Below are 20,318 nucleotides of genomic sequence, written 5' to 3'. Positions count from 1 at the left end.
TAATAACTAAATAAGAGTCATGTATGATATATATACTGAACAACATAATAAAATATAACTCTGACTTAGGTGAAATATTTAGGGTAGAAACAGAACTCAGTGTAATGAAATTAACACCCGTGTTGAATTATATTTTCATAATACTAATTCAGAATAATAAAACGACTATCACTCGTGAAGAGATACTAGAAAAAATATTAAATAAATATGACTTAAAAGTTTCGATAAACACCCTTAACCAATACATTAGTACATTAAGAAAGGTATTACATCAACAGCTTTTAGTTGAAAATGCGATCCTAAGCATATCAAAAAAAGGCCTTGTGATCTCTTCTGAAATTCAAATTGAAGAATCGATTACCAAATTCAATAATAAAATAGAGAAAAGCCTAGATCCCCCTCCCACTTCAAGCAATAAATCTAACAAATCACTATTACTTAGTGATAAAAATCATATTGTTAAAAAAACATTATTGATAATTAGTATTTTTTTAATTTTGGTGATCATTTACCTTATAAATCAAATTCATGCAGTAAAATTTCCATATACATCAATACAATCATACAAAATTAGCACAATTGGAGATTGCCCTGTTTATGGGTTCAAAGATAATTATGAAAAAAACATAAGTGACACAATAAGCAAACAAGTAATTGATTTTAACTTAACCTGTGAAGATTCTGATATTTTTTATTATTATAACAACATACAAAGCTTAGGGAAAAACAAACATAGCTTATTAGTAAAATGCAAAAAAAATAAAGATTGCATTTCAACAAGAGTGAATTGGCAGGATAAAAATGACTAATAAAACACTATATTCATTGATACTACTTTTTTCATTAATTATCGTTTCCTTGTTATTTTACTTAAATTTAGAAAAAAGTAAAACACAATATTGTGAAGCAACTGTTTCCTCTAATTTCATATTAGCCAATAACAAATCATCATATACACTAAATATGAAATTAGTAAAAAACAATGATAACAGTGGTATATTAAATTATTAGGAACAATTACAACTGATAAGACATATACTGTTAATCGAGTTGTTCATTTCAATCAATCATCAAGAAAGTATGTGAAGGATTTAAAATTAACAATAAATTATGATAAAAAATCTTTAAATGACAATGTTCCTGATGATATATTTGAAAAATATTTCAAGGTATTCAATCTAAATTCAATTGCATATGTAGAAATTGATGAGATAACTTCTGATTGGTACCTTTTCTCTAGTTCATTTGGCCCATATTTTGTCTGTAACAGGAAAGATAAATTAAATAAAATTTAACACATAGCGTTCTACTTACAAAGTAGTTCAGGTAATAATCAATATTGTATCTCTTACTCGTGTTGCCCTTTTCATTTTTATCCAACTAAGCAGATTTAATTATGCTTTGCCTATAATTAAATTTATATGCTACCTACCGATAAGTACCAAATCAATCCCTAATAAATCACTCTTTCAACTTAATCTATAAATATTTTTTTGTAATTTTATGTAAAAATATAAATAATTATTTTTAGATGACTATAAATCCATTTTTTTCATTTATTGTTTATTATATTCTCACTTTTAAGTCAATTTATAAGATTGATGTAATGCATTGTTTTTATTGAACTATAAAAACCTATATTTTGATTTAATAGCCTATACTCATTATTAACATTAATATCAATAGGCAAAAACTATCAAATCAACTATTTTTGATTCATTAAAACAATTTCACATTGGTAACTAAAAAATATAATCTATTACTCATAGAGAAAATCAAAAAATTTAAAGTAATGCCATCTTTAATAGCTAACTTTAAAATAATAAGTTCCTAATAGAGAGAGTATAAAATGAAATATATCAATACTAAAGAATTGAATAAAGGTAATGACCTAGATATTGTTATGGCTACCGCAAAATACTTGAAATCCGCACGTATTGAAAAATCATTAACAGGAACAGAATTAGGAAAATTATTAAATTTAAGCCAACAACAAATATCAAGGTATGAGAATGGCCAATCTGCTATTTCTATTGATAGCCTTCATATATACCTTAAAGCATTAGGTAAAGATTGGTTAGATTATTTCAGATCTGTTATCTTAGTTAGAGTTCATGCGAATTATTATTAATACAGTCATACAGAATTCAAACTTATAATTTCGATAAAATCGTGATAGAACCTAAAAATAGTTAATGTGATTAAAAAGAATATAAATTATTCTCATAAATCTATTAATTATAAATCTCCTTATATCAAAAATTAACTCAAAGAAGTCATTAGAAGCAAAAAATGTATTGTTTATAAATTCAACAAAAAAGTGATACGAAAAAGAAAGGAACTCTCATGCAGCTAAATACTGTCATGCTAAAAAAAAACGCCACGCTAATTTATTAGCGTGGCGTTATAATTTGGCGGAACGGACGGGACTCGAACCCGCGACCCCCTGCGTGACAGGCAGGTATTCTAACCAACTGAACTACCGCTCCTGATGTTCCCTGTTGGGAACGCCATGCATATTACGAAGACTTGAAGAACTCGTCAACACTTTTTCTTGTAAAATCGCGCAGTTGAGCAGTTTTTAGCCTTTAAAAGGGCTCATAATGTAAATCCATTCGCATGCATTAATAATAAATTCAATTATTAATGTAAATTTTCAGCTTCATCAGAAGATTGCCGCCAAAGACAGGGTTTTCCGCCCTTCTTATCAACAATATCCAACCGAGCTTCATGAGCAATGAGCTCCTCATCAGAAGCAAAAATGACTCTAAGACCACTCTGAGGACGCTCAATCCTTTGAATTTCATACTCTTGCTCATTATTAGCAGATTCTGAATCCATCGAAAATGATAATGAAGTTTGCCCACCCGTCATTGCCAAATAGACATCTGACAGGATCTCGGCATCAAGTAACGCCCCGTGCAGTGTTCGTTTAGCGTTATCAATTAAATAACGGTCACATAGCGCATCCAAGTTATTCCGTTTACCTGGAAAAAGTTTACGAGCCAATACTAGGCTATCAGTGATAGTGCAAAACTCTTGTGTAGGCGGAATACCTTTATTGAGTTTACGGAATTCATAATCCATAAACCCGATATCAAAGGGAGCATTATGAATAACAAGTTCAGCTCCTCGAATAAATTCAAGGAATTCATCTGCAATTTCTGCAAAAACGGGTTTATCTTGTAAAAATTCGTCACTGATCCCATGAACTTCAAATGCTTCAGGGTCAACTAAGCGATCAGGCTTAATATAGACGTGAAAGTTACGCCCTGTTAAACGACGGTTAATAACTTCAACCGCACCAATCTCAATAATGTTGTGGCCTTCATAATGAACCCCAAGCTTATTCATACCCGTGGTTTCAGTATCAAGGACAATTTGTCTGGTTATCACCGTGCTCATAATGTTTTTTTGTGTCAAACTAGAGGTGAATGAATAATATAGAGTGTACCAGAAATGACAAAGCAGGTAGAAATTTTCACGGATGGTTCCTGTTTGGGCAATCCAGGCCCTGGAGGATACGGGGTGGTTCTTCGTTATCAACAACACGAAAAAACCTTAAGCGATGGTTATTTTATGACCACAAACAATCGTATGGAACTACTTGCAGCCATTGTCGCTCTTGAATCCCTAAAGCGGCCTTGTGATATTATTTTAACCACAGATAGCCAATATGTACGCCAAGGGATCACCCAGTGGATCCACAGTTGGAAGCGCAAACAATGGCGCAAAGCCGATAAATCACCCGTGGTGAATGTGGATTTATGGAAACGCCTCGATGAAGCAATTCAAAGACATACTATTGATTGGCGCTGGGTCAAAGGCCATGCCGGTCACCCTGAAAATGAAAAATGTGATGAGCTGGCTCGTGCTGCGGCTTCAGCACCGACCAAGGAAGATACCGGTTACCAACCCGCACAAAATTAAGAAGGGTCGTTTATCTTCATTGATTTACTGATCTCCTTCGCAGCGCCAAGCGCGGTTCCAATCTTAACCTTTGGTTGTTTGAATTTTAGTGGTGTCGGAGTTAATGGACAAGTCCGTTTCCGCGCCACAATCACACTTAGAGCACCAATCCCCCCACAGCTTTTATTCACTCGCCTTTGTGCGCTCAACCAAGGGATTACTTGGCAATTACGATGATATAAAACTTCATAGTTTAATAAACTTAGCCAATCAAATACCCTGACAGATGGAAAAAAACGGCTACAATAAGGCTGCCGTTTACGCAAAACAGGTACGAGTTTCGCCATTCCGGCAAGACTAAAAGGGTTAAAACCTGAAATGATTAACCAGCCATCATCAATTAGTACCCGGTCAACTTCCCGTAAAAGCCAATGAGGGTCATGGCTATAGGCCAAGCAGTGAGTCATTAGGCAGGCATCTATAGATTTTTGGGTTAATGGCAATGCTTCGGGCTTGGCGACAAGATTAAAACGAGGGTCACCAGTGCCAACATTAAACTGATGGGAAATTAGGCAATCGTCGGTATGGATTTCAGTACTTAAATGGCCTAACTTAAGCAAATGAAAGCCGAATATCTTCGGCCACCAAGGGCTAAGTTGATTTTCTATAGCTTGACGGTATTGTTCCCCAAAAGGAATATCAGACCAACTAACAGGCATTTGAATTTTTTTATCAATACGCGCAGGCTTCATGAAATTCCCCTATTAACTATTAGCAAGTATCGAGGTCATTATGGAGTTAATTCGAGTACCCGCTTTAAACGATAACTACATTTGGGTTTTAGTCGATAGCCACCAACAGTGTATCATCGTTGACCCAGCAGAGGCAGAGCCCGTGCTTGAAATAATGACAGCCAAGCAACTAGCTCCTGTCGCCATCCTGCTAACTCACCACCATAATGACCATACTGGCGGTGTAAAAGGGATTTTAAGCAAATTTACAACACTTCCGGTTTTTGGCCCACAAGAAACCCAATCTAAAGGGGCAACAGAAATAGTCGAAAACGGTGATAAGGTTATAATTAACGAGTTCAATCTACAGGTTATTTCATTATCAGGCCATACCTCTGAGCATATCGGCTTTTACCAAGCACCTTATCTATTCTGTGGTGACACCCTATTTTCCGCGGGTTGCGGACGGATATTTGAAGGAACCCCCGAGCAAATGTTCGAATCTATCCAAAAAATTGCCGAGCTTCCTGATGAAACCTTAATTTGCTGTGCTCATGAATATACTTTATCTAATCTTAAATTTGCACACCATGTATGGCCTGAAAATGAAGCCATCACTCAATATTTACAAAAAATAACGCAAATACGTGACAAACATCAACCAACAGTACCCACTTCATTGAAAACAGAGAAAAAAATTAATATCTTTCTGCAATGCGATAACGTTCAATTACAGAAAAAACTCAATATTAACGTACAAAATCCACCTTTAAGGGCTGTTTTCACCCTGTTGCGTCAATTAAAAGACCAATATTAAAGTTTAATGATTGTCATATCGGGGTGGGATAAGTATTATTGTTCGACTTTTAAACATCAAAATGAAGAACAATAGAAAAGAATGAAGATAATCGCGACGCTTATCGCCGTTGTTCTGTTGGCCGGATGCCAAACTGCCCCGAAAAAAATTAAGCAGAACAAAACTCCAACTAACCATACAATTGAAACTGTTGCACCACATAACCAAGCAGCCAGTCGACAATTACCCAAAGCCGATTATGACTTATGGGGCTATATTAGCGATGAACTAAAAATGGATATCCCTGATAAACCTCAAGTTAGGGAACTCGCAAACAGTTATTTAGATAAACAACGTTTTGTCTACGATGTGGCATTAAGAGCTGAGCCATACATGTACCTCATCGTAGACGAAATTAATGAGCGAAATTTACCTATGGAATTAGCTTTAATTCCTATTGTTGAAAGCTCATTTAATCCTAAAGCGACCTCCCCAGCACAAGCTGCTGGTCTATGGCAAATCGTTCCTATCACGGCACGCTCATATGGTCTAAAACAGACACAATGGGTTGATGAACGCAGAGATGTGGTTTCTTCAACTAAAGCAGCCTTTGACCTTCTCGAAAACTTAAATGTTATGTTCGGCCATGATTGGGAGCTCACTCTTGCGGCCTATAACTGTGGAGAAGGTTGCGTACAAAATGCTATCAAGAAAAATGAAGCTGCCGGGTTACCTACTGATTTTTGGTCACTCTCTTTACCAAAAGAAACTAAACAGTACGTACCTAAAATCTTAGCGCTTAGCCAAGTATTGAAAAACCCTGAAAAGTATCAAGTTAATTTACCGACAAGTAATAAAAATAGAGCACTCACTCAAATTGATGTCGGCCAACAAATCACGTTATCTCAAGCAGCAGAGCTGGCTGGGCTAACAGTTGAATCGGTAAAAACATATAATTCTGGCTATATACGTGGCATAACATCGCCAAATGGCCCTCATTATATTATGTTGCCTACCGCGAAAGCTGAACAATTCAAAATATCACTGTCAGACCAAGATGTTTTAAACACGATCCGTTTAGCTGCGCAACAAAATCAGCAGATAAAAACAGTACAACCCACCGCAATTTCGAGTGCGCGTCAAAATAGGGCTAAAATAGCCACATATAAGGTGCGCAAAGGTGAGTCCGTCGCAAGTATTGCAAAAAAATTCAATACTACCGCGAAGAATATTCAAAAGCTAAATGGGTTAAAAACCGCAAGCGTTATCAAGCCTGGGCAAGTATTAAAAGTTTCAAATACAGCGTCTACGGTGAGCAATCGTAAGGCAAAAACTTATAAAGTAAGGAAAGGCGATTCCTACTATAGCATTGCGAAACGTCATGGCATAAAACTCAATGACCTAATGACGTGGAATTCCGGTGTTAAAATGGCCGACCTGAAACCCGGGGTAACCTTGAACCTCTACCTTTAAGTTATGCTTAACAAAAAAAGCTTTTGTCTATTTCAGGCAGAAGCTTTTTTATTTTTTAATTCTGTTATTAGTAAAAATAAATTATTTGAATGAATTAAATGGGATAATAATTTTTATAACATCTTTTGTATAAACACTTCATATTCACCGCACTAAAATAACTGATGGGTAAACTATAATATAAATGCTTCATGAAATTGAGTTTAAGCAGAACATACACAACTCAAACTTCAACCACCCACTAATAAATTAGAAAAAAGTAGTTTATTGGTGGTGACATATGTGATAATAATGCTATTATTATATCGCGGCTAGTTTAGTCCGAGCTGCCAGTCCGTATTCGAACATCGCTTATGTATTATATTAATAATCTTCGAAAAGTTTAACGAACTAGCAATAATCTTATATTTTTCAATATATTAATGAACAACTTTTATATTGAACATAGGTGCTTTAATTAGTTAACATGATATTATTATTGATAAAAAATACACACAGCAAAAGTCAGATTCGCCTACGGAGGTGATTATGGATGAATACTCACCCAAAAAACATGATATAGCAGAGCTAAAATACTTATGTAATAGCCTCAATAGAGATGCTATTTTAAGCTTACAAAAAACAAATACACACTGGATTAATGACTTAAGCTCCCCTCAAAGCGCAGCCTTGAATGAGCTTATTGAACATATCGCTGCATTTGTATGGCGGTTTAAAATCAAATATCCAAAAGAGAATCTTGTTATATCACTTATCGAAGAGTACCTCGATGAGACCTATGACTTATTCGGTAGCCCGGTCATCACGCTCAGTGAAGTTATAGACTGGGAAGCAATGAACCAGAGTCTTGTCGCTGTGCTGGATGATGACCTAAAATGTCTAACCAGCAAAACCTAAAGATATTATTTATCTTTAGTTCAAACTATAAAACCATATATTAATAAGTAATTTTGCACAAAAGAAAGGGTATTATGACCAAATTTGATTATCTGATGCGTTTAAGAAAATGCACAACAATTGAAACTCTTGAGCGTGTCATTGAAAAAAACAAGTATGAATTATCTGATGATGAGCTAGAGCTATTCTACTCCGCAGCAGATCACCGCTTAGCTGAACTCACAATGAATAAGCTTTATGATAAAATCCCAGCTTCTGTTTGGAAGTTTGTTAGATAATACCTCATTAACACGCACAGATAGTGAATGGTTATGGCCGGTAAACCCACTTATCGGCTGGACGCGATGTAATTATTGTTAGCATTATAATTATGCTAATAAAAACCTTTACTGCTTTTCATTTCAATCTACTTTTTTCTTATCATAATAATTAATGTTGTATTCTTAACCTTTCTTTTTTAACTTTTGAATTTATTTAAGTTAATGAACTTAATTTACATTTATAAAAATAAGAAAAGAACAATTAAAGATTATATTCATAACAAATTAGAATATATGGATTGATATGCAGAGAAGAGTACGTAGAATTGGGTGGGAGCCCTGCCAGCGACATCCCGGCACACACGACCCCTGCTATGGCTGCTTCCTTCCAGACCTGACCAAGTTAACAAGTTAGTGTTGCGGGAGAACCAACAGAGCCCCCATTGATTGCTTCTTTCAAAGCAGGGGCATTATGCTTGATAGTCGTTGAAATAGCAAGAAACCCATGATTAAGTGACGATTTATTACACAAAGAACCTTTGAAAATAGCGACTCAACTAAGAAATCGCTTATTCGCTAGTTTGCAGATACCATCAATAATTCAACATTTTTTGTGATGCCGTTATTGATAACCTCTACAACACTATCACTAATATATAATAATTTTCCATCAGCGTTCACGGTTGCATTAACAACGAGTGTACCTTCCTGCCTAACTTCATTTTTTTGGTAAGTGAGCTCAAAGGGAATTGTCGGGCGATTGTTCACTGAATTATAATATTTTTGAGATAATATTAGGGCTGGCAAGTCCGCCACCGTTGTATCCGCCAGAGTAATTGTAACAACCGCACCTTCAGGTAAAGCAGTATTCTGTAAAATGACAACACGGCCCTCGATTTTCCCTGAATCTACCGTCTGATTATTATTACTATTTTTAGCATTAAGTGCTTTTTCGTTGGGCTTTGTGCTATTCCCTTCACAACTAACCAATATTAAAAGTACTAATAAGCTAACAATGTAGCGAAAAAACTTCATAGTTATTACCTATAATACAATGTTTACTAAAACATTTTTAAATAATCGGAATAGACAAATCATTTTCTGATTGGTGAATAATAAAAAGTATAGCTAATATTGGTAGAATAATACATTTATATTTCCAAATGTAACAATGCGTAACCTGAATTTATTCGATAACAATTAACCTACCTATTCAGGATAAATAATGGGAAAATACGAGTATCTCATTCACATATAACAGAACTAAGATGACTATGAGCCCAGAATTACAGAATTTAATTAGCCTAATCGAACTCGAAAAAATTGAAGAAGGTATTTTTCGGGGACAAAGTGAAGACCTTGGTTTGCCTCAAGTTTTTGGCGGACAAGTTGTTGGACAAGCCATGTATGCAGCGAAACAAACCATACCTGAAGAGCGAGCGATTAATTCTTTTCATAGTTATTTTTTACGTCCAGGCGATAGCTCACGTCCTATTGTTTATGACGTTGAAATTTTACGCGATGGCGGAAGTTTTAGCGCACGTCGAGTGAGCGCCATTCAAAACGGCAAGCCTATCTTCTTTATGACCGCATCATTTCAATCTCAAGAAGAAGGTTATAATCATCAAAACTTGATGCCGGATGTACCACCACCGACTTCGTTAATTTCTCAAGATGATATTGTGCAAAGTTTGGCTGATAAATTGCCAGAATCAGTTAAAAAATATGCTCTTAGGCCAACTCCCTTTGAATTTCGTCCTGTTGAGTTTTACAGCCCATTCGATTCCGCACCTCAAGAGCCGTTTCGTTATATTTGGTTTAAAGCGAAAGGACAGTTACCGGATCTACCTTCGCTGCATCACTATTTGTTAGGTTATGCATCTGATTACAATTTCCTTCCAGCCGCATTGCAACCGCATGGTAGAGGCTTTATGGAACGAGACCTACAAGTCGCAACGATTGATCATTCAATGTGGTTCCATCGTCCATTCAAAATTGATGATTGGTTACTGTATGCCGTAGAAAGTCCCTCGGCATCTGGTGGAAGGGGTTTTGTTAAAGGACAAATCTATAATTTACAAGGTGATCTTGTTGCAACCGCAGTCCAAGAAGGTGTAATTCGGCATAGGCAACCCCATAAATAAAGCGGAGTTTCGAGTAAGTGATTACTTACTTAGAAAGGTAGATCAGTCGGTTTAAAAAGGTAATGGCAGCCAGCAATAAGCTGCCATTATCAATTTACACAAAGCACAGTATTATCCTGTAATTATCATTACATTAAGATTAATTGTAGGCACTTTCACCATGAGAAGTAATATCTAAACCTTCCCTTTCTTTTTCAACATTAATGCGTAAACCTGAAGTTTTCGCTGCCACTTTAAATGCAATATAAGCAACGATTGCGGTCCAAACAACACAAACTAGTATGCTAACAGCTTGAATTCCGACTTGCTTCATCATCGTAATACCCTCCGCAAAACCACTTCCGCCTAATGCCGTTGAAGTAAATACCCCCGTTAGTAAACAACCTAAAATCCCGCAGACACCATGAACCCCAAAAACATCGCAAACATCATCAACTTTTAATCGACGCTTTAAAATCACAACACCCCATAAACCCGCCAGCCCAGACAATACCCCTATAATTAATGCCCCACCGACCCCAACCGTTCCTGCCGCTGGCGTAACCCCAACTAACCCAGCTAAGCAACCAGAGCAAGCACCTAATAATGAAGGTTTTTCCCTGAAAAGCCACTCAGCTAAAGTCCATGATAAAATAGCACCAGCTGCAGCTGCGATAGTGTTCACAAACGCTAATGCAGCGATACTATTAGCACTTCCGGCCGAACCTGCATTGAAACCAAACCAGCCAATGAATAGTATGGATGTTCCCATAAACACCATAGGTAAGTTATGTGGTTTAATAGCCTCTTTTCCTAACCCAGTACGATGCCCAAGTAAGTAAGCACCAACTAAACCGGCAACAGCCGCATTAATATGAACAACCGTACCCCCAGCAAAATCTAGTGCGCCATCTTGCGATAAAATACCGCCGCCCCATACCATGTGTGCCATTGGTAAATAAGCAAATGTCGTCCAAATAATCGTAAAAATTAAAATTGCAGAAAATTTAATTCGCTCCCCTAGTGCACCAACCACCAATGCAACCGTTAAGCATGCAAATGCCCCTTGAAAAACAACGTGAATAAATTGAGGGATCGGTCCAGATAAGCTTTCAACAGTGATATTTTTTAACATAATCTGACTAAAACCACCGATAAAATCATTTCCCTCACTAAAAGCTAAACTGTACCCATAAACAATCCAAATAACAGACACTAAAGCAAAAATGACCGCAGTTTGAGCCATTAAGGAAAGAACATTTTTGCTTCTTAGTAGCCCACCATAGAATAATGCGATACCTGGAAGTATCATGAAAATAACTAAAGCAGTCGCTATCATCATAAATGCGTTATCCGCTTTATCTAGGGTTTCCTCTGCTGCAAGCACCGTCATTGGAAAACTCCCCATTGATATCAATAGACATAAGTATTGGAACCCTTTGCGCATAATTGCTCTCCTACAGTGCTTCGTCTTGTTTTTCACCTGTACGAATACGTACAGCTTGCTCTAATGACAAAATAAATATTTTTCCATCCCCGACTTGGCCCGTATAAGCTTTTTTTTCGATTGTTTCAATTACCTGTTCTACTAACTCATCAGAAACCGCTATTTCCATACGTACTTTAGGTAAAAAATCGACAGTATATTCAGCTCCTCTATATAATTCGGCATGTCCTTTCTGTCGTCCAAACCCTCGAACTTCAGTAATAGTAAGCCCTTGAACACCAATATCTGATAGTGCTTCTCGGACTTCATCTAATTTAAATGGCTTAATGATTGCGATGATATATTTCATGCTCACTCCTATAAGTCAGGTGAATAAGCCGCTCAATATCTTGAACAGCACTAACGTTATAGCAAATCGTGTGCCAAAATATATTTATCCATATTATTCAATAGGAAAGAACAAAATAAAAAACCACTCGAATGAGTGGCTTTAGGTCTTGCATTATAAGAGTGCAGAATAATTAACTAGTTATACTCTCAATTTCAGCATCACAACGGGCATTCAATGATTCCCCAACTTGTTGCAACTGGTACATTTGATAATAACGTCCTTTTTGCTGTAAAAGCTGCAAATGTTTACCTTGCTCAACAATTGCACCACGATGTAACACAACGACTTGATCAGCATCGACGATTGTCGATAAACGATGAGCTATCACGACGAGCGTAGTATGTTGACGGATCATTCGTAATGCTTTTTGTATCGCTTGCTCAGTCCCTGAGTCAATATTCGCCGTTGCTTCATCCAAAATTAAAATTTTAGGTGTGACCACAAGTACTCGAGCCATCGCTAGTAATTGTCTTTGCCCAACAGACAAGGTGTTTCCTTGTTCACCAAGTACGGTATCTAGCCCATCAGGTAACCCACGAACTAACTCAGCAAGCTGAACAGTTTCAAGAACTTCCCAAACTTTATCTTGGCTAATCTCACGCCCTAGTGCGACGTTATCAAAAAAAGAAGCCGCAAGGACAACAGGGTCTTGTTGCACCATCGCAATACCATGACGTAAAACTTGGTGAGATAGTGAACTCAAGTCACGTCCATCTAATAAAATATCCCCTTCCTGCCATGGGTAATACCCCATAATTAAATTTGCAATGGTACTTTTACCGCTCCCAGTATGACCGACCAATGCAACAAAATTATTATCAGGTACGTGTAAATTAATATCTTTAAGTACCATTTTGTTATCACGGTAAGCAAAAGATAAATGGTTAATTGAGATTGAGCCACCTTGTAATGGCTCAATACTTTCCCCATAGCCTTGTTGCGGGCTATCCATGAGTTCAAAAACACGCTCACCTGAAACAACCGCTTGCTGAAGCATCGATTGCTGAGAAGTTAATTCGATAAGCGGTTCATTCAAACGACCCAAATAGTTAATAAATGCATATAAGACACCAACACCAATGGTAGTCGTTCCTTCAAACCCAAATAGCAATAGCAAGCCACACAATACTGAAGCTGAAAGTAAACTTAGTAATGGCCTTAATAGTAAACCATCAAGTTTTAATGCTTTCATTCTTGCAAAATAATGGTCTTGACTAATACTTTGCATTTTTTCGCCAAACCTAGCCTGTTGGATAAATTGCTGAATAACCGTCATTCCATTAATGACTTCGTTAAAACCGTTGTTAATATCCGCAAGATAAGATCTGACACGACGTACAATCGGTGTACTTAAGCGCTGATAAACAAGCATCACCACAAATACAGCAGGAAAAATCATCACTGCAATTGATGCCATACGCCATTCCAATGAAAACATAGCAACTAACATGGCACAAATCAGGGCTAAACTCCGAAACACCGTCGGCACAACCATCACAAATAGATCTTTAATCACTTCAGTATCATTTGTAACTCGTGAAATCAATTGGCCAACAGGTTGTTTATCAAAGGCACTCAAAGGCTGCCTAAGGGCGGCATTCATCACATCTGTTCGTAATGTTTGCACGACTCCCACAGAAGCTTTATTAAATAAAATAATTTGATAGTAATGTAATAATGCAGCAATAACTTGAAGCAATATAAAACCAACGGCCATATATAAAGCCAGTGGCATGATGATTTGCTTTTTCGCAATCATGTTATCAATAAAATAACTGATCAGCAGAGGCCCGCTGACCTCCGCAATAGCGGCCAACCATAGCATTGCAATAGCAATCCCCATGGTGCCTCGGTGTGCTTTTCCGTAAGAAAGTAAACGCTTAAGTGCTGGCCATAGTGGTTTCTTTTGGCTCATAGCTCACCATCCAACGCCGCTTCAATCTGTTGGTACTGATACATATCTTTATACCAACCCGACTGCGCAATAAGCGCTTCATGCCTACCTCGGCTAATAATCGCACCTTGAGATAGCACAATAATATTGTCTGCTTCTACCAATGCAGATAGACGATGAGCGCTAATTATCATGGTTCTACCCTGCCGCCAATGACTTAAGTTTTGTAAAATCGTAAACTCGGTCTGCCCGTCAACGGCAGAAAGTGCATCATCTAACACCAAAATTTCTGCATTTTGTAAGATTGCCCTTGCAATAGAAATTCGTTGTTTCTGCCCACCAGACAACATAACTCCACGTTCACCAACCTGAGTAGAATAGCCTTCCGGTAAACGTAAAATATCATCATGTACACAAGCGACACGCGCTGCCTGCTCAATTTCTTCCTGAGTGGCATTAGGTCGCCCAAGTGCGATATTGCCTGCAACTGTATCTGAAAATAAAAATGGAGATTGATTTACGATAGATAACCGAGCACGCCATTCATTTAAACGGACCTCAGATAGTGGTAAACCTTGATAGAGGATTTCCCCTTCCGTAACATCAAATTGGCGCTGCAATAACGTCAACAATGTTGATTTCCCAGCCCCTGTTGGCCCACAGATCCCCAAAAATTGCCCAGGTTTTAGGTCAAACCGAATATCATGTAATGCTATTCGTGTGGTTTCTGGATAACTAAAATTGATGATATTCACATTCAAGTTTCCCTTTTCAGGCTGTAATGAATGCGAGCCATCCTGAATAACTAACGGTTCATTGAGTAAACTTAGAATACGACTATAAGCTGCACTACCTCGTTCAACGATATTAAACATCCATGCGAGCGCTAGCATTGGCCAAATCATTAATCCTAAATACATCACAAAGCTCGTTAATTCACCTAACGTCAATGTGTCGTTTAACACCATCCAGCTGCCACCTGCAATAGCGAGTAAATTGGCCATACCAATCGCCATAAAAATGGTGGGATCAAAACGCGCATCAACTTTAGCAACATGCATATTGCGACGTCCAGCCTCAGTGGCTACCTGTTCAAATTGATTCGATTGATGATCTTCAAGGCCAAAAGCTTTAATCATACGGATACTTGTTAAACTTTCTTGCGCATGATTATTTAAAGACGAAAATGCCCCTTGAGCATGCTTAAAACGCTGATGAAGCTGGTCACCATAACGCTTAATGACTAGTGCCATAATTGGCATTGGAATAAGTGCTAGTAAAGTCAGTTGCCAACTAATTTCAACACTCATCATGATGAGCACCGCACACCCCATCACCAATGAGTCAACTAATGTTAAAACACCTTCACCAGCTGCAAACACAACTCGGTCAACATCATTCGTCGTGCGTGCAATTAAATCCCCTGTTCGGTACTTAAGGTAAAACTCTTGATTTTGCAGACTTAATTGCCGATAAAATTTTTGTCGTAGCTGTACGGCTAACTTATAAGAAGCACCAAATAACCATAAACGCCAAACATACCGCAAACCATACACAACCAGTGCAATCAACAGCATGACTGAAACATAAGTAATCAACTGCTTTGTTGGCATTGCCCCTTTACTTATTCCATCAACAACCACACCAACGATGCGTGGAGGGACTAATTGTAAGATAGCAATAATAATGAGAAAACAAACAGCACCGAGATAGCGCCGCCACTCACTCAAAAAATACCAACCTAGTTGTGAAAATAATCGCACGTAATACTGCCTTGAATATATTGATTTAATGATGCCTAAAAATGAGAAGCCGTAATCATCTACGTTATTACGGAGTTAATCAGGAATAGGCAATACTGTCGTATACTTGATTTTTTCCATTGCAAAACTTGAAGTCACATCGATTAAACCATGAACACCATTGACGAGTTTTTTATAAAATAAGTCATATGATTTCATGTCATGCACTTCTACTTGCATAAGGTAATCATACTCCCCAGCCATACGATAAAACATCAGAACTTCAGGAAGTTGACTGACAAAAGAAACAAATTGCTCATACCACTCACTATTATGATGCTGTGTTTTAATTGTCACAATTACCGTTAAACCTAAACCTAGCTTCTCACCGTCGAGTAAAGTCACTCGCCCTCGAATATAGCCCTCATCTTCAAGCCTTTTTAATCTTTTCCAGCACGGCGTAGATGTTAAATTAACAGCTTCAGCAAGGGTGTTTAGGGATAGGCTACTGTCATTTTGCAATAAACAAAGCAGCTTTTTGTCTATTTTATCTAGCATGATTGCTCTCTTGACTTAGGTGTAAGTACTTTTGTCGTTATTGTATTAGCTACATAACCATATTATGCAAAATTGAATAATTTAAAAACAATAAAGATGTTACCAAATGTCGTGATTATAGAATATTTTTATATGAATAACCAAATTCGCATATGAATAGTACTTCAATCAAACTCACTTTGTAAAAATAGAACTATTAATTACACCTTAGTATCGTTAACATGCTTCACTCTCTTCCCATCACATTTTAAAATGATATATCACCAAGGAGTACCTATGAAACGCGCAGTTGTGGTTTTCAGCGGAGGCCAAGACTCAACAACCTGTCTTATTCAAGCTTTGCAAAACTATGATGAAGTTCATTGTGTGACTTTCGATTATGGCCAGCGCCACCGTTTTGAAATCGAAGTCGCACAGAAGTTAAGCGTATCTCTAGGTGCTACAGCGCATAAAGTCTTAGATGTTACATTACTCAATGAATTAGCAATCAGCAGCTTAACTCGAGATAACATCCCAGTCCCTGATTTCACAGAAAGCGAGTCGAGCGGCCTGCCTAGCACTTTCGTACCTGGACGTAATATTTTATTTCTCACTCTCGCAGCAATATACGCCTATCAAGTCCAAGCAGAAGCGGTGATAACCGGTGTATGTGAAACCGATTTTTCAGGCTATCCCGATTGCCGTGATGAGTTTGTCAAAGCACTCAACCATGCTGTAGACCTCGGCCTTGCCAAAAATATTCGCTTTGAAACACCGTTAATGTGGCTGAATAAAGCCCAAACATGGGCTCTTGCCGACAGTTATGGTCACCTTGAGACCATTAGGCAGCAAACACTGACTTGTTATAATGGCATCCAGGGTGACGGTTGTGGTGAATGTGCAGCCTGTCATTTAAGAAGCAGGGGCTTAGCTGAATATCTAAATGATAAAGAAACCATCATGCTATCATTAAAATAAAAGCACTAATAAGTTAATCAAACACGTGGCCTACCATGCCCTATTCATAACTATTCAAGCTAGGTAGGCTAATTTTGAATGAAATCTTCAGAACCCACCTTGAATGACTCTAACTTCTCACGCAGCTGTTCATCGATAACAATCGCTTTATTCTCTATATTATCGATAAAAACAAACGTCACATAGGCATCTGAAACAACCTCTTGAACGCCTGCTTTATTACGAATAATTTGTTGATAACATACTGCGCTTTTACTTCCTATTTTATCCATACGAGTCACTACCGTCAGCTCATCACCAAGTAATACGCCTTGGATATAATTTACATTAATGTTCACTGCAGCCATTGTTAAATTATTTTTTATAGCCCAGTTAATGAAATTACGTTTATTCATCCATTCCCATCGGTCCGCTTCGTAAAATTCTAAATATCGTGCATTATTAACATGTTGAAAAACATCTATATGATAACCATGAACTTTAATATGTGTTGTCATAACTACTCCGACCAGTTTATTTTCCGATAACATAAAAATAACAAATGTACGGAAAATATGCTGAATGATTATCAATAATAAGACTTAGCTCTCAAATTATTTATAAGAGGTTTAGTTTTCTGCTCAATTATTAACCTTTAATATAATTCACCCATACTATATTCCCCCCATACTTTGTATGGGGGATTTTAGTTACAAAGTTAACTTACCTTTATTCTTTTCTAAAAATGCAGGACCAATCCCCTGAACCTCTAAAATGTTTTCAATGGAATTAAAAGCACCATATTTTTGCCTATATTCAACAATTGCTTTCGCTTTTTGCCTACCGATACCCGTCAATTTTTCTGCGAGTTCTTCTTCACCCGCTAAGTTGATATTGACTTTGTCAGACTGGCCATGGCTCGTCGATGGTGAGTTATTACTTACTTGTTTCTCTTGAATGACAGCCGCAGTGGCTTTTTCTGGCTCAATTTTCTTAGCCAAAGAAAAAAAAGAGAATGAGCATAATAAAGAAAGGAGCAGAACAATACCTAATCTGCATTTATTGACTGAATTCCATAACATATTTGTTCTCCTGTGTATGTTGAGATACAACGATGCCATAGAAAAATACGGAACACTTTTCAATAATATTAAAAATACGAAAGGCCACCCAAAGGTGGCCTTCTAATCATGAAGTTACAATTTTATTTGCGAAGCTGTTCGCAATTATTCAATATTCAGCACTTCAATTTTTGCATTCTCACGCAAGTTAAGCATCAGAGCTTCGTTAACTGCAGAACTCATTGCACCTTGGTATTCACGGGTCAGTTGTTTTAACTCTTCATCCGTTGGTTGGCCTAATGTGACTTTATCTAACTGAATAACCACATAGTTATCGGACTCATCACGCGCAAGTGCATAACTTGGTTTACCATCAACAGGTTGTGACATTTCCATTGTCGCATTGATAACCGCTGTTTGTGGCATTAATCGAGAAACAGTCTGAACTTCAGAAAGTTTAACACCAGCAGCATTTAAAGCTTCAGCCCCTTTACCTGCTTTTAACTCAGCAAGTAGTTTATCGCCCGTCGTTTTCAACTCTGCATCGGCTTTTTGACGTTTAACCAGTGTTTCAATTTCTGACTTAACCTGTTCAAAAGGTTCAACACTTTCAGGTTTATACTCTGTTACACGTACAACAAATGCACGGTCACCTTCCACGTTAATCACGTCAGAGTTAATCCCTTTAGAACCATTTTTATCCACTAAACGGTCGCTAAACACTTCACTGACCACTTTAGGGAAATTAAGTGCAGCAGGTGGATTTGTTCTATCAAACCAATCCGTTGTCACCGCTTTCAAACCAGATACAGATTCAACTGATACTAATGATTCCATATCACTCGTAGCCGCTTCACTGACTTTTTGCTGTAAATCATAGAATTGTTTAATGTTTTTATCTTGAAGTAAGCTAGTTTTAATACTTTCTTCAACTTGCTCAAACGGTTTAATAGATTCAGGTTTAATATCATCTAAACGGAAGATAACATAGCTATTTTGTGATTTAACAGGTGCTGAAAGTTGCCCTTTTTCTGTTAATTTTGCATCTACAATTTCGATTGGCGTTGATGCAGCTTCCATCCAACCAATCAGGCCCTTTTGCCCTGCACTGAATTTATCCGTTGATTTTTCAGTTGCTAATGTTGCAAAGTCCGCGCCTTGTTTTAATTCATTCAGGATATCATTCGCATCCTTTTCAGAATCCGCCTGAATCATACTGTACTGTTTTTGCTCTGCCTGAGTATAATTTTTCAGGTTTTGCTCATAATACGCTTTTACTTCTTCATCAGACACTGTGGCTGGAGGCATTGATGCAGCATCCATCTCAACATAGCTTACTTGTACTTTCTCAGGTGAGATAAAGCTATTTTGGTTAGCATCATAGTAGGCTTTTAATTCTTCTTCAGAAGCTGTTTGCTTCGCTTGAACTTCTGCTAAATCTAAGATTGCAGTACGAATTTCACGTTCTTGCATAAATAATTCAGCATATGCTTTAACTTCTGATGGTAAAGCGAAATCCGTTCCAGTAAAGGTTTTTCCTAACTGAGCTCGTGTAAGGTCTTGGCGAATTTGAGCTGCGAGGCTATCCGCGTTAATGTTGTTGCGGCTTAAAATCTCACGATATTTTTCGCTATCAAACCGGCCATCTGTCTGGAAAACAGGCATTGAGAAAATATATTGCTCAATTTGCTGATCACTTGCTGAAAGTTGTAGTTCATTAGCATACTGATTAATCAGTTCATTGTTAATCAAGTTATCGAGAGCTTGGCGGCGCAGTAAATTCATACTTTCTTCATTACTAGCGACTTCTGAAAATTTATCTCCCAGATACTCTTGTAATGATTGGCGCTCTTGTTGAAAAGCCTGCTGTAGCTGTTCTCGGCTTATTGACTGCCCGTTAACTTCAGCTGCATTATTTGCACTGTTGCCACCAAGGCCACCCATCATAACGCCACCCAACACGAATGAAAGGATAATCAGCGCCAGTATTATTTTGAGCAAAGGACTATTCGCCTTTGTGCGTAAATTTTCCATCATAAAAAGGCTTAACTCCGCTTTGTTGAATTCAATTTCCTGATAATACGCTAATCTTAACTCAGA

General features: G+C 37.4%; 21 protein-coding genes, 1 tRNA gene and 1 other RNA gene. 10 read left to right on the top strand and 13 right to left on the bottom strand.

Annotation, left to right across the window (positions count from 1 at the left end; translation table 11 throughout):
- Positions 1 to 23 precede the first annotated feature (23 nt).
- The 3 genes from G6Q48_RS12395 to G6Q48_RS12385 all read left to right on the top strand — a co-directional run bounded on the left by G6Q48_RS12395 (position 24) and on the right by G6Q48_RS12385 (position 2,131).
- Positions 24 to 809 (top strand): winged helix-turn-helix domain-containing protein, encoded by a 786-nt coding sequence (locus G6Q48_RS12395; protein WP_102139059.1) that lies wholly within the window; start codon positions 24 to 26, stop codon positions 807 to 809.
- A 189-nt stretch (positions 810 to 998) separates the two neighbouring features.
- Positions 999 to 1,295 carry a FidL-like protein gene (locus G6Q48_RS12390; protein WP_166266796.1) on the top strand — a complete coding sequence of 99 codons (297 nt, stop codon included), beginning with the start codon at positions 999 to 1,001 and terminating at the stop codon, positions 1,293 to 1,295.
- Between the two features lie 554 nt (positions 1,296 to 1,849).
- Positions 1,850 to 2,131, top strand: a complete 282-nt coding sequence (locus G6Q48_RS12385) for a helix-turn-helix domain-containing protein (protein WP_181490049.1) — start codon at positions 1,850 to 1,852, stop codon at positions 2,129 to 2,131.
- Between the two features lie 281 nt (positions 2,132 to 2,412).
- On the opposite strand, the gene G6Q48_RS12380 is transcribed toward G6Q48_RS12385, so the two are convergent.
- A tRNA-Asp gene (locus G6Q48_RS12380) sits at positions 2,413 to 2,489 on the bottom strand.
- 154 nt (positions 2,490 to 2,643) lie between these two features.
- A complete protein-coding gene (dnaQ, locus tag G6Q48_RS12375; protein WP_102139069.1) occupies positions 2,644 to 3,405 on the bottom strand; it encodes a DNA polymerase III subunit epsilon in 762 nt (253 codons plus the stop codon).
- Positions 3,406 to 3,459: 54 nt separating this feature from the next.
- On the opposite strand from dnaQ, the gene rnhA reads away from it, so the two are divergent.
- Positions 3,460 to 3,930, top strand: a complete 471-nt coding sequence (rnhA, locus tag G6Q48_RS12370; RefSeq protein WP_102139057.1) for a ribonuclease HI — start codon at positions 3,460 to 3,462, stop codon at positions 3,928 to 3,930.
- On the opposite strand, the gene G6Q48_RS12365 is transcribed toward rnhA, so the two are convergent.
- On the bottom strand, positions 3,927 to 4,661 hold the full coding sequence (locus G6Q48_RS12365; protein WP_166266733.1) for a class I SAM-dependent methyltransferase: 735 nt from the start codon (positions 4,659 to 4,661) through the stop codon (positions 3,927 to 3,929). The two genes, rnhA and G6Q48_RS12365, sit on opposite strands and share 4 nt — an antisense overlap.
- Positions 4,662 to 4,701: 40 nt before the next feature.
- Between G6Q48_RS12365 and gloB the strand changes: the two genes are divergently transcribed.
- From gloB to G6Q48_RS12345, 4 genes are all read left to right on the top strand, one after another.
- Positions 4,702 to 5,457 (top strand): hydroxyacylglutathione hydrolase, encoded by a 756-nt coding sequence (gene gloB / locus G6Q48_RS12360; RefSeq protein WP_102139055.1) that lies wholly within the window; start codon positions 4,702 to 4,704, stop codon positions 5,455 to 5,457.
- A gap of 81 nt (positions 5,458 to 5,538) precedes the next feature.
- Complete coding sequence (gene mltD, locus G6Q48_RS12355; RefSeq protein WP_166266731.1) at positions 5,539 to 6,909, top strand: murein transglycosylase D; 1,371 nt, start codon at positions 5,539 to 5,541, stop codon at positions 6,907 to 6,909.
- Between the two features lie 528 nt (positions 6,910 to 7,437).
- A complete protein-coding gene (tomB, locus tag G6Q48_RS12350) occupies positions 7,438 to 7,806 on the top strand; it encodes an Hha toxicity modulator TomB (RefSeq protein WP_102139053.1) in 369 nt (122 codons plus the stop codon).
- A 74-nt stretch (positions 7,807 to 7,880) separates the two neighbouring features.
- A complete protein-coding gene (locus G6Q48_RS12345; RefSeq protein WP_102139052.1) occupies positions 7,881 to 8,084 on the top strand; it encodes an HHA domain-containing protein in 204 nt (67 codons plus the stop codon).
- A gap of 319 nt (positions 8,085 to 8,403) precedes the next feature.
- On the opposite strand, the gene ffs is transcribed toward G6Q48_RS12345, so the two are convergent.
- Together ffs and G6Q48_RS12335 are read right to left on the bottom strand one after the other, a co-directional pair.
- Positions 8,404 to 8,500, bottom strand: an RNA gene (gene ffs, locus G6Q48_RS12340) — signal recognition particle sRNA small type.
- 142 nt (positions 8,501 to 8,642) lie between these two features.
- Complete coding sequence (locus tag G6Q48_RS12335; protein WP_166266729.1) at positions 8,643 to 9,101, bottom strand: YbaY family lipoprotein; 459 nt, start codon at positions 9,099 to 9,101, stop codon at positions 8,643 to 8,645.
- Positions 9,102 to 9,340: 239 nt separating this feature from the next.
- Here G6Q48_RS12335 and tesB point away from each other — a divergent pair, with 239 nt between their 5' ends.
- Positions 9,341 to 10,210: an acyl-CoA thioesterase II gene (gene tesB / locus G6Q48_RS12330; protein WP_166266727.1), complete on the top strand. Its 870-nt coding sequence runs from the start codon at positions 9,341 to 9,343 to the stop codon at positions 10,208 to 10,210.
- Between the two features lie 139 nt (positions 10,211 to 10,349).
- On the opposite strand, the gene amtB is transcribed toward tesB, so the two are convergent.
- The 5 genes from amtB to G6Q48_RS12305 form a co-directional block, all read right to left on the bottom strand.
- Positions 10,350 to 11,597: an ammonium transporter AmtB gene (amtB, locus tag G6Q48_RS12325; RefSeq protein ID WP_207393034.1), complete on the bottom strand. Its 1,248-nt coding sequence runs from the start codon at positions 11,595 to 11,597 to the stop codon at positions 10,350 to 10,352.
- 49 nt (positions 11,598 to 11,646) lie between these two features.
- Positions 11,647 to 11,985, bottom strand: coding sequence for a P-II family nitrogen regulator (gene glnK / locus G6Q48_RS12320; protein ID WP_004905421.1), 339 nt, complete (start codon positions 11,983 to 11,985; stop codon positions 11,647 to 11,649).
- 172 nt (positions 11,986 to 12,157) lie between these two features.
- Entirely contained in the window at positions 12,158 to 13,942 is a 1,785-nt protein-coding gene (locus tag G6Q48_RS12315) for a SmdB family multidrug efflux ABC transporter permease/ATP-binding protein (RefSeq protein ID WP_166266723.1), read from the bottom strand.
- Positions 13,939 to 15,684, bottom strand: a complete 1,746-nt coding sequence (locus G6Q48_RS12310) for a SmdA family multidrug ABC transporter permease/ATP-binding protein (protein ID WP_102139047.1) — start codon at positions 15,682 to 15,684, stop codon at positions 13,939 to 13,941. The genes G6Q48_RS12315 and G6Q48_RS12310 overlap by 4 nt, the downstream gene beginning before the upstream one ends.
- 75 nt (positions 15,685 to 15,759) lie before the next feature.
- On the bottom strand, positions 15,760 to 16,221 hold the full coding sequence (locus G6Q48_RS12305; protein WP_004905429.1) for an Lrp/AsnC family transcriptional regulator: 462 nt from the start codon (positions 16,219 to 16,221) through the stop codon (positions 15,760 to 15,762).
- A 276-nt stretch (positions 16,222 to 16,497) separates the two neighbouring features.
- Here G6Q48_RS12305 and queC point away from each other — a divergent pair, with 276 nt between their 5' ends.
- Positions 16,498 to 17,178 carry a 7-cyano-7-deazaguanine synthase QueC gene (queC, locus tag G6Q48_RS12300; RefSeq protein WP_102139046.1) on the top strand — a complete coding sequence of 227 codons (681 nt, stop codon included), beginning with the start codon at positions 16,498 to 16,500 and terminating at the stop codon, positions 17,176 to 17,178.
- 68 nt (positions 17,179 to 17,246) lie between these two features.
- Here the strand turns inward: queC and G6Q48_RS12295 are convergent, their stop codons facing one another.
- From G6Q48_RS12295 to ppiD, 3 genes are all read right to left on the bottom strand, one after another.
- On the bottom strand, positions 17,247 to 17,675 hold the full coding sequence (locus G6Q48_RS12295) for an acyl-CoA thioesterase (RefSeq protein WP_102139045.1): 429 nt from the start codon (positions 17,673 to 17,675) through the stop codon (positions 17,247 to 17,249).
- Positions 17,676 to 17,867: 192 nt separating this feature from the next.
- Positions 17,868 to 18,239: a ComEA family DNA-binding protein gene (locus G6Q48_RS12290; RefSeq protein ID WP_166266721.1), complete on the bottom strand. Its 372-nt coding sequence runs from the start codon at positions 18,237 to 18,239 to the stop codon at positions 17,868 to 17,870.
- A gap of 144 nt (positions 18,240 to 18,383) precedes the next feature.
- On the bottom strand, positions 18,384 to 20,255 hold the full coding sequence (gene ppiD, locus G6Q48_RS12285; RefSeq protein ID WP_102139043.1) for a peptidylprolyl isomerase: 1,872 nt from the start codon (positions 20,253 to 20,255) through the stop codon (positions 18,384 to 18,386).
- Between the last annotated feature and the right edge of the window lie 63 nt (positions 20,256 to 20,318).

The sequence above is a fragment of the Providencia sp. M-27 genome (assembly GCF_011077905.1).
GTDB classification, from domain to species: domain Bacteria; phylum Pseudomonadota; class Gammaproteobacteria; order Enterobacterales; family Enterobacteriaceae; genus Providencia; species Providencia huaxiensis.
Note: the sequence above shows the minus strand (reverse complement) of the source record. Positions and strands in the feature narration are given on the sequence as shown.

What these genes read in the sequence shown, in the direction of transcription:
- G6Q48_RS12345 (WP_102139052.1), top strand. Translation starts at nt 7,881, where the DNA reads ATGACCAAATTTGATTATCTGATGCGTTTAAGAAAATGCACAACAATT.
- G6Q48_RS12365 (WP_166266733.1), bottom strand. Translation starts at nt 4,661, where the DNA reads ATGAAGCCTGCGCGTATTGATAAAAAAATTCAAATGCCTGTTAGTTGG.
- gloB (WP_102139055.1), top strand. Translation starts at nt 4,702, where the DNA reads ATGGAGTTAATTCGAGTACCCGCTTTAAACGATAACTACATTTGGGTT.
- rnhA (WP_102139057.1), top strand. Translation starts at nt 3,460, where the DNA reads ATGACAAAGCAGGTAGAAATTTTCACGGATGGTTCCTGTTTGGGCAAT.
- G6Q48_RS12335 (WP_166266729.1), bottom strand. Translation starts at nt 9,101, where the DNA reads ATGAAGTTTTTTCGCTACATTGTTAGCTTATTAGTACTTTTAATATTG.
- G6Q48_RS12295 (WP_102139045.1), bottom strand. Translation starts at nt 17,675, where the DNA reads ATGACAACACATATTAAAGTTCATGGTTATCATATAGATGTTTTTCAA.
- mltD (WP_166266731.1), top strand. Translation starts at nt 5,539, where the DNA reads ATGAAGATAATCGCGACGCTTATCGCCGTTGTTCTGTTGGCCGGATGC.
- G6Q48_RS12395 (WP_102139059.1), top strand. Translation starts at nt 24, where the DNA reads ATGATATATATACTGAACAACATAATAAAATATAACTCTGACTTAGGT.
- dnaQ (WP_102139069.1), bottom strand. Translation starts at nt 3,405, where the DNA reads ATGAGCACGGTGATAACCAGACAAATTGTCCTTGATACTGAAACCACG.
- glnK (WP_004905421.1), bottom strand. Translation starts at nt 11,985, where the DNA reads ATGAAATATATCATCGCAATCATTAAGCCATTTAAATTAGATGAAGTC.
- tomB (WP_102139053.1), top strand. Translation starts at nt 7,438, where the DNA reads ATGGATGAATACTCACCCAAAAAACATGATATAGCAGAGCTAAAATAC.
- tesB (WP_166266727.1), top strand. Translation starts at nt 9,341, where the DNA reads ATGAGCCCAGAATTACAGAATTTAATTAGCCTAATCGAACTCGAAAAA.
- G6Q48_RS12305 (WP_004905429.1), bottom strand. Translation starts at nt 16,221, where the DNA reads ATGCTAGATAAAATAGACAAAAAGCTGCTTTGTTTATTGCAAAATGAC.
- ppiD (WP_102139043.1), bottom strand. Translation starts at nt 20,255, where the DNA reads ATGATGGAAAATTTACGCACAAAGGCGAATAGTCCTTTGCTCAAAATA.
- G6Q48_RS12385 (WP_181490049.1), top strand. Translation starts at nt 1,850, where the DNA reads ATGAAATATATCAATACTAAAGAATTGAATAAAGGTAATGACCTAGAT.
- queC (WP_102139046.1), top strand. Translation starts at nt 16,498, where the DNA reads ATGAAACGCGCAGTTGTGGTTTTCAGCGGAGGCCAAGACTCAACAACC.
- G6Q48_RS12315 (WP_166266723.1), bottom strand. Translation starts at nt 13,942, where the DNA reads ATGAGCCAAAAGAAACCACTATGGCCAGCACTTAAGCGTTTACTTTCT.
- amtB (WP_207393034.1), bottom strand. Translation starts at nt 11,597, where the DNA reads ATGGGGAGTTTTCCAATGACGGTGCTTGCAGCAGAGGAAACCCTAGAT.
- G6Q48_RS12290 (WP_166266721.1), bottom strand. Translation starts at nt 18,239, where the DNA reads ATGTTATGGAATTCAGTCAATAAATGCAGATTAGGTATTGTTCTGCTC.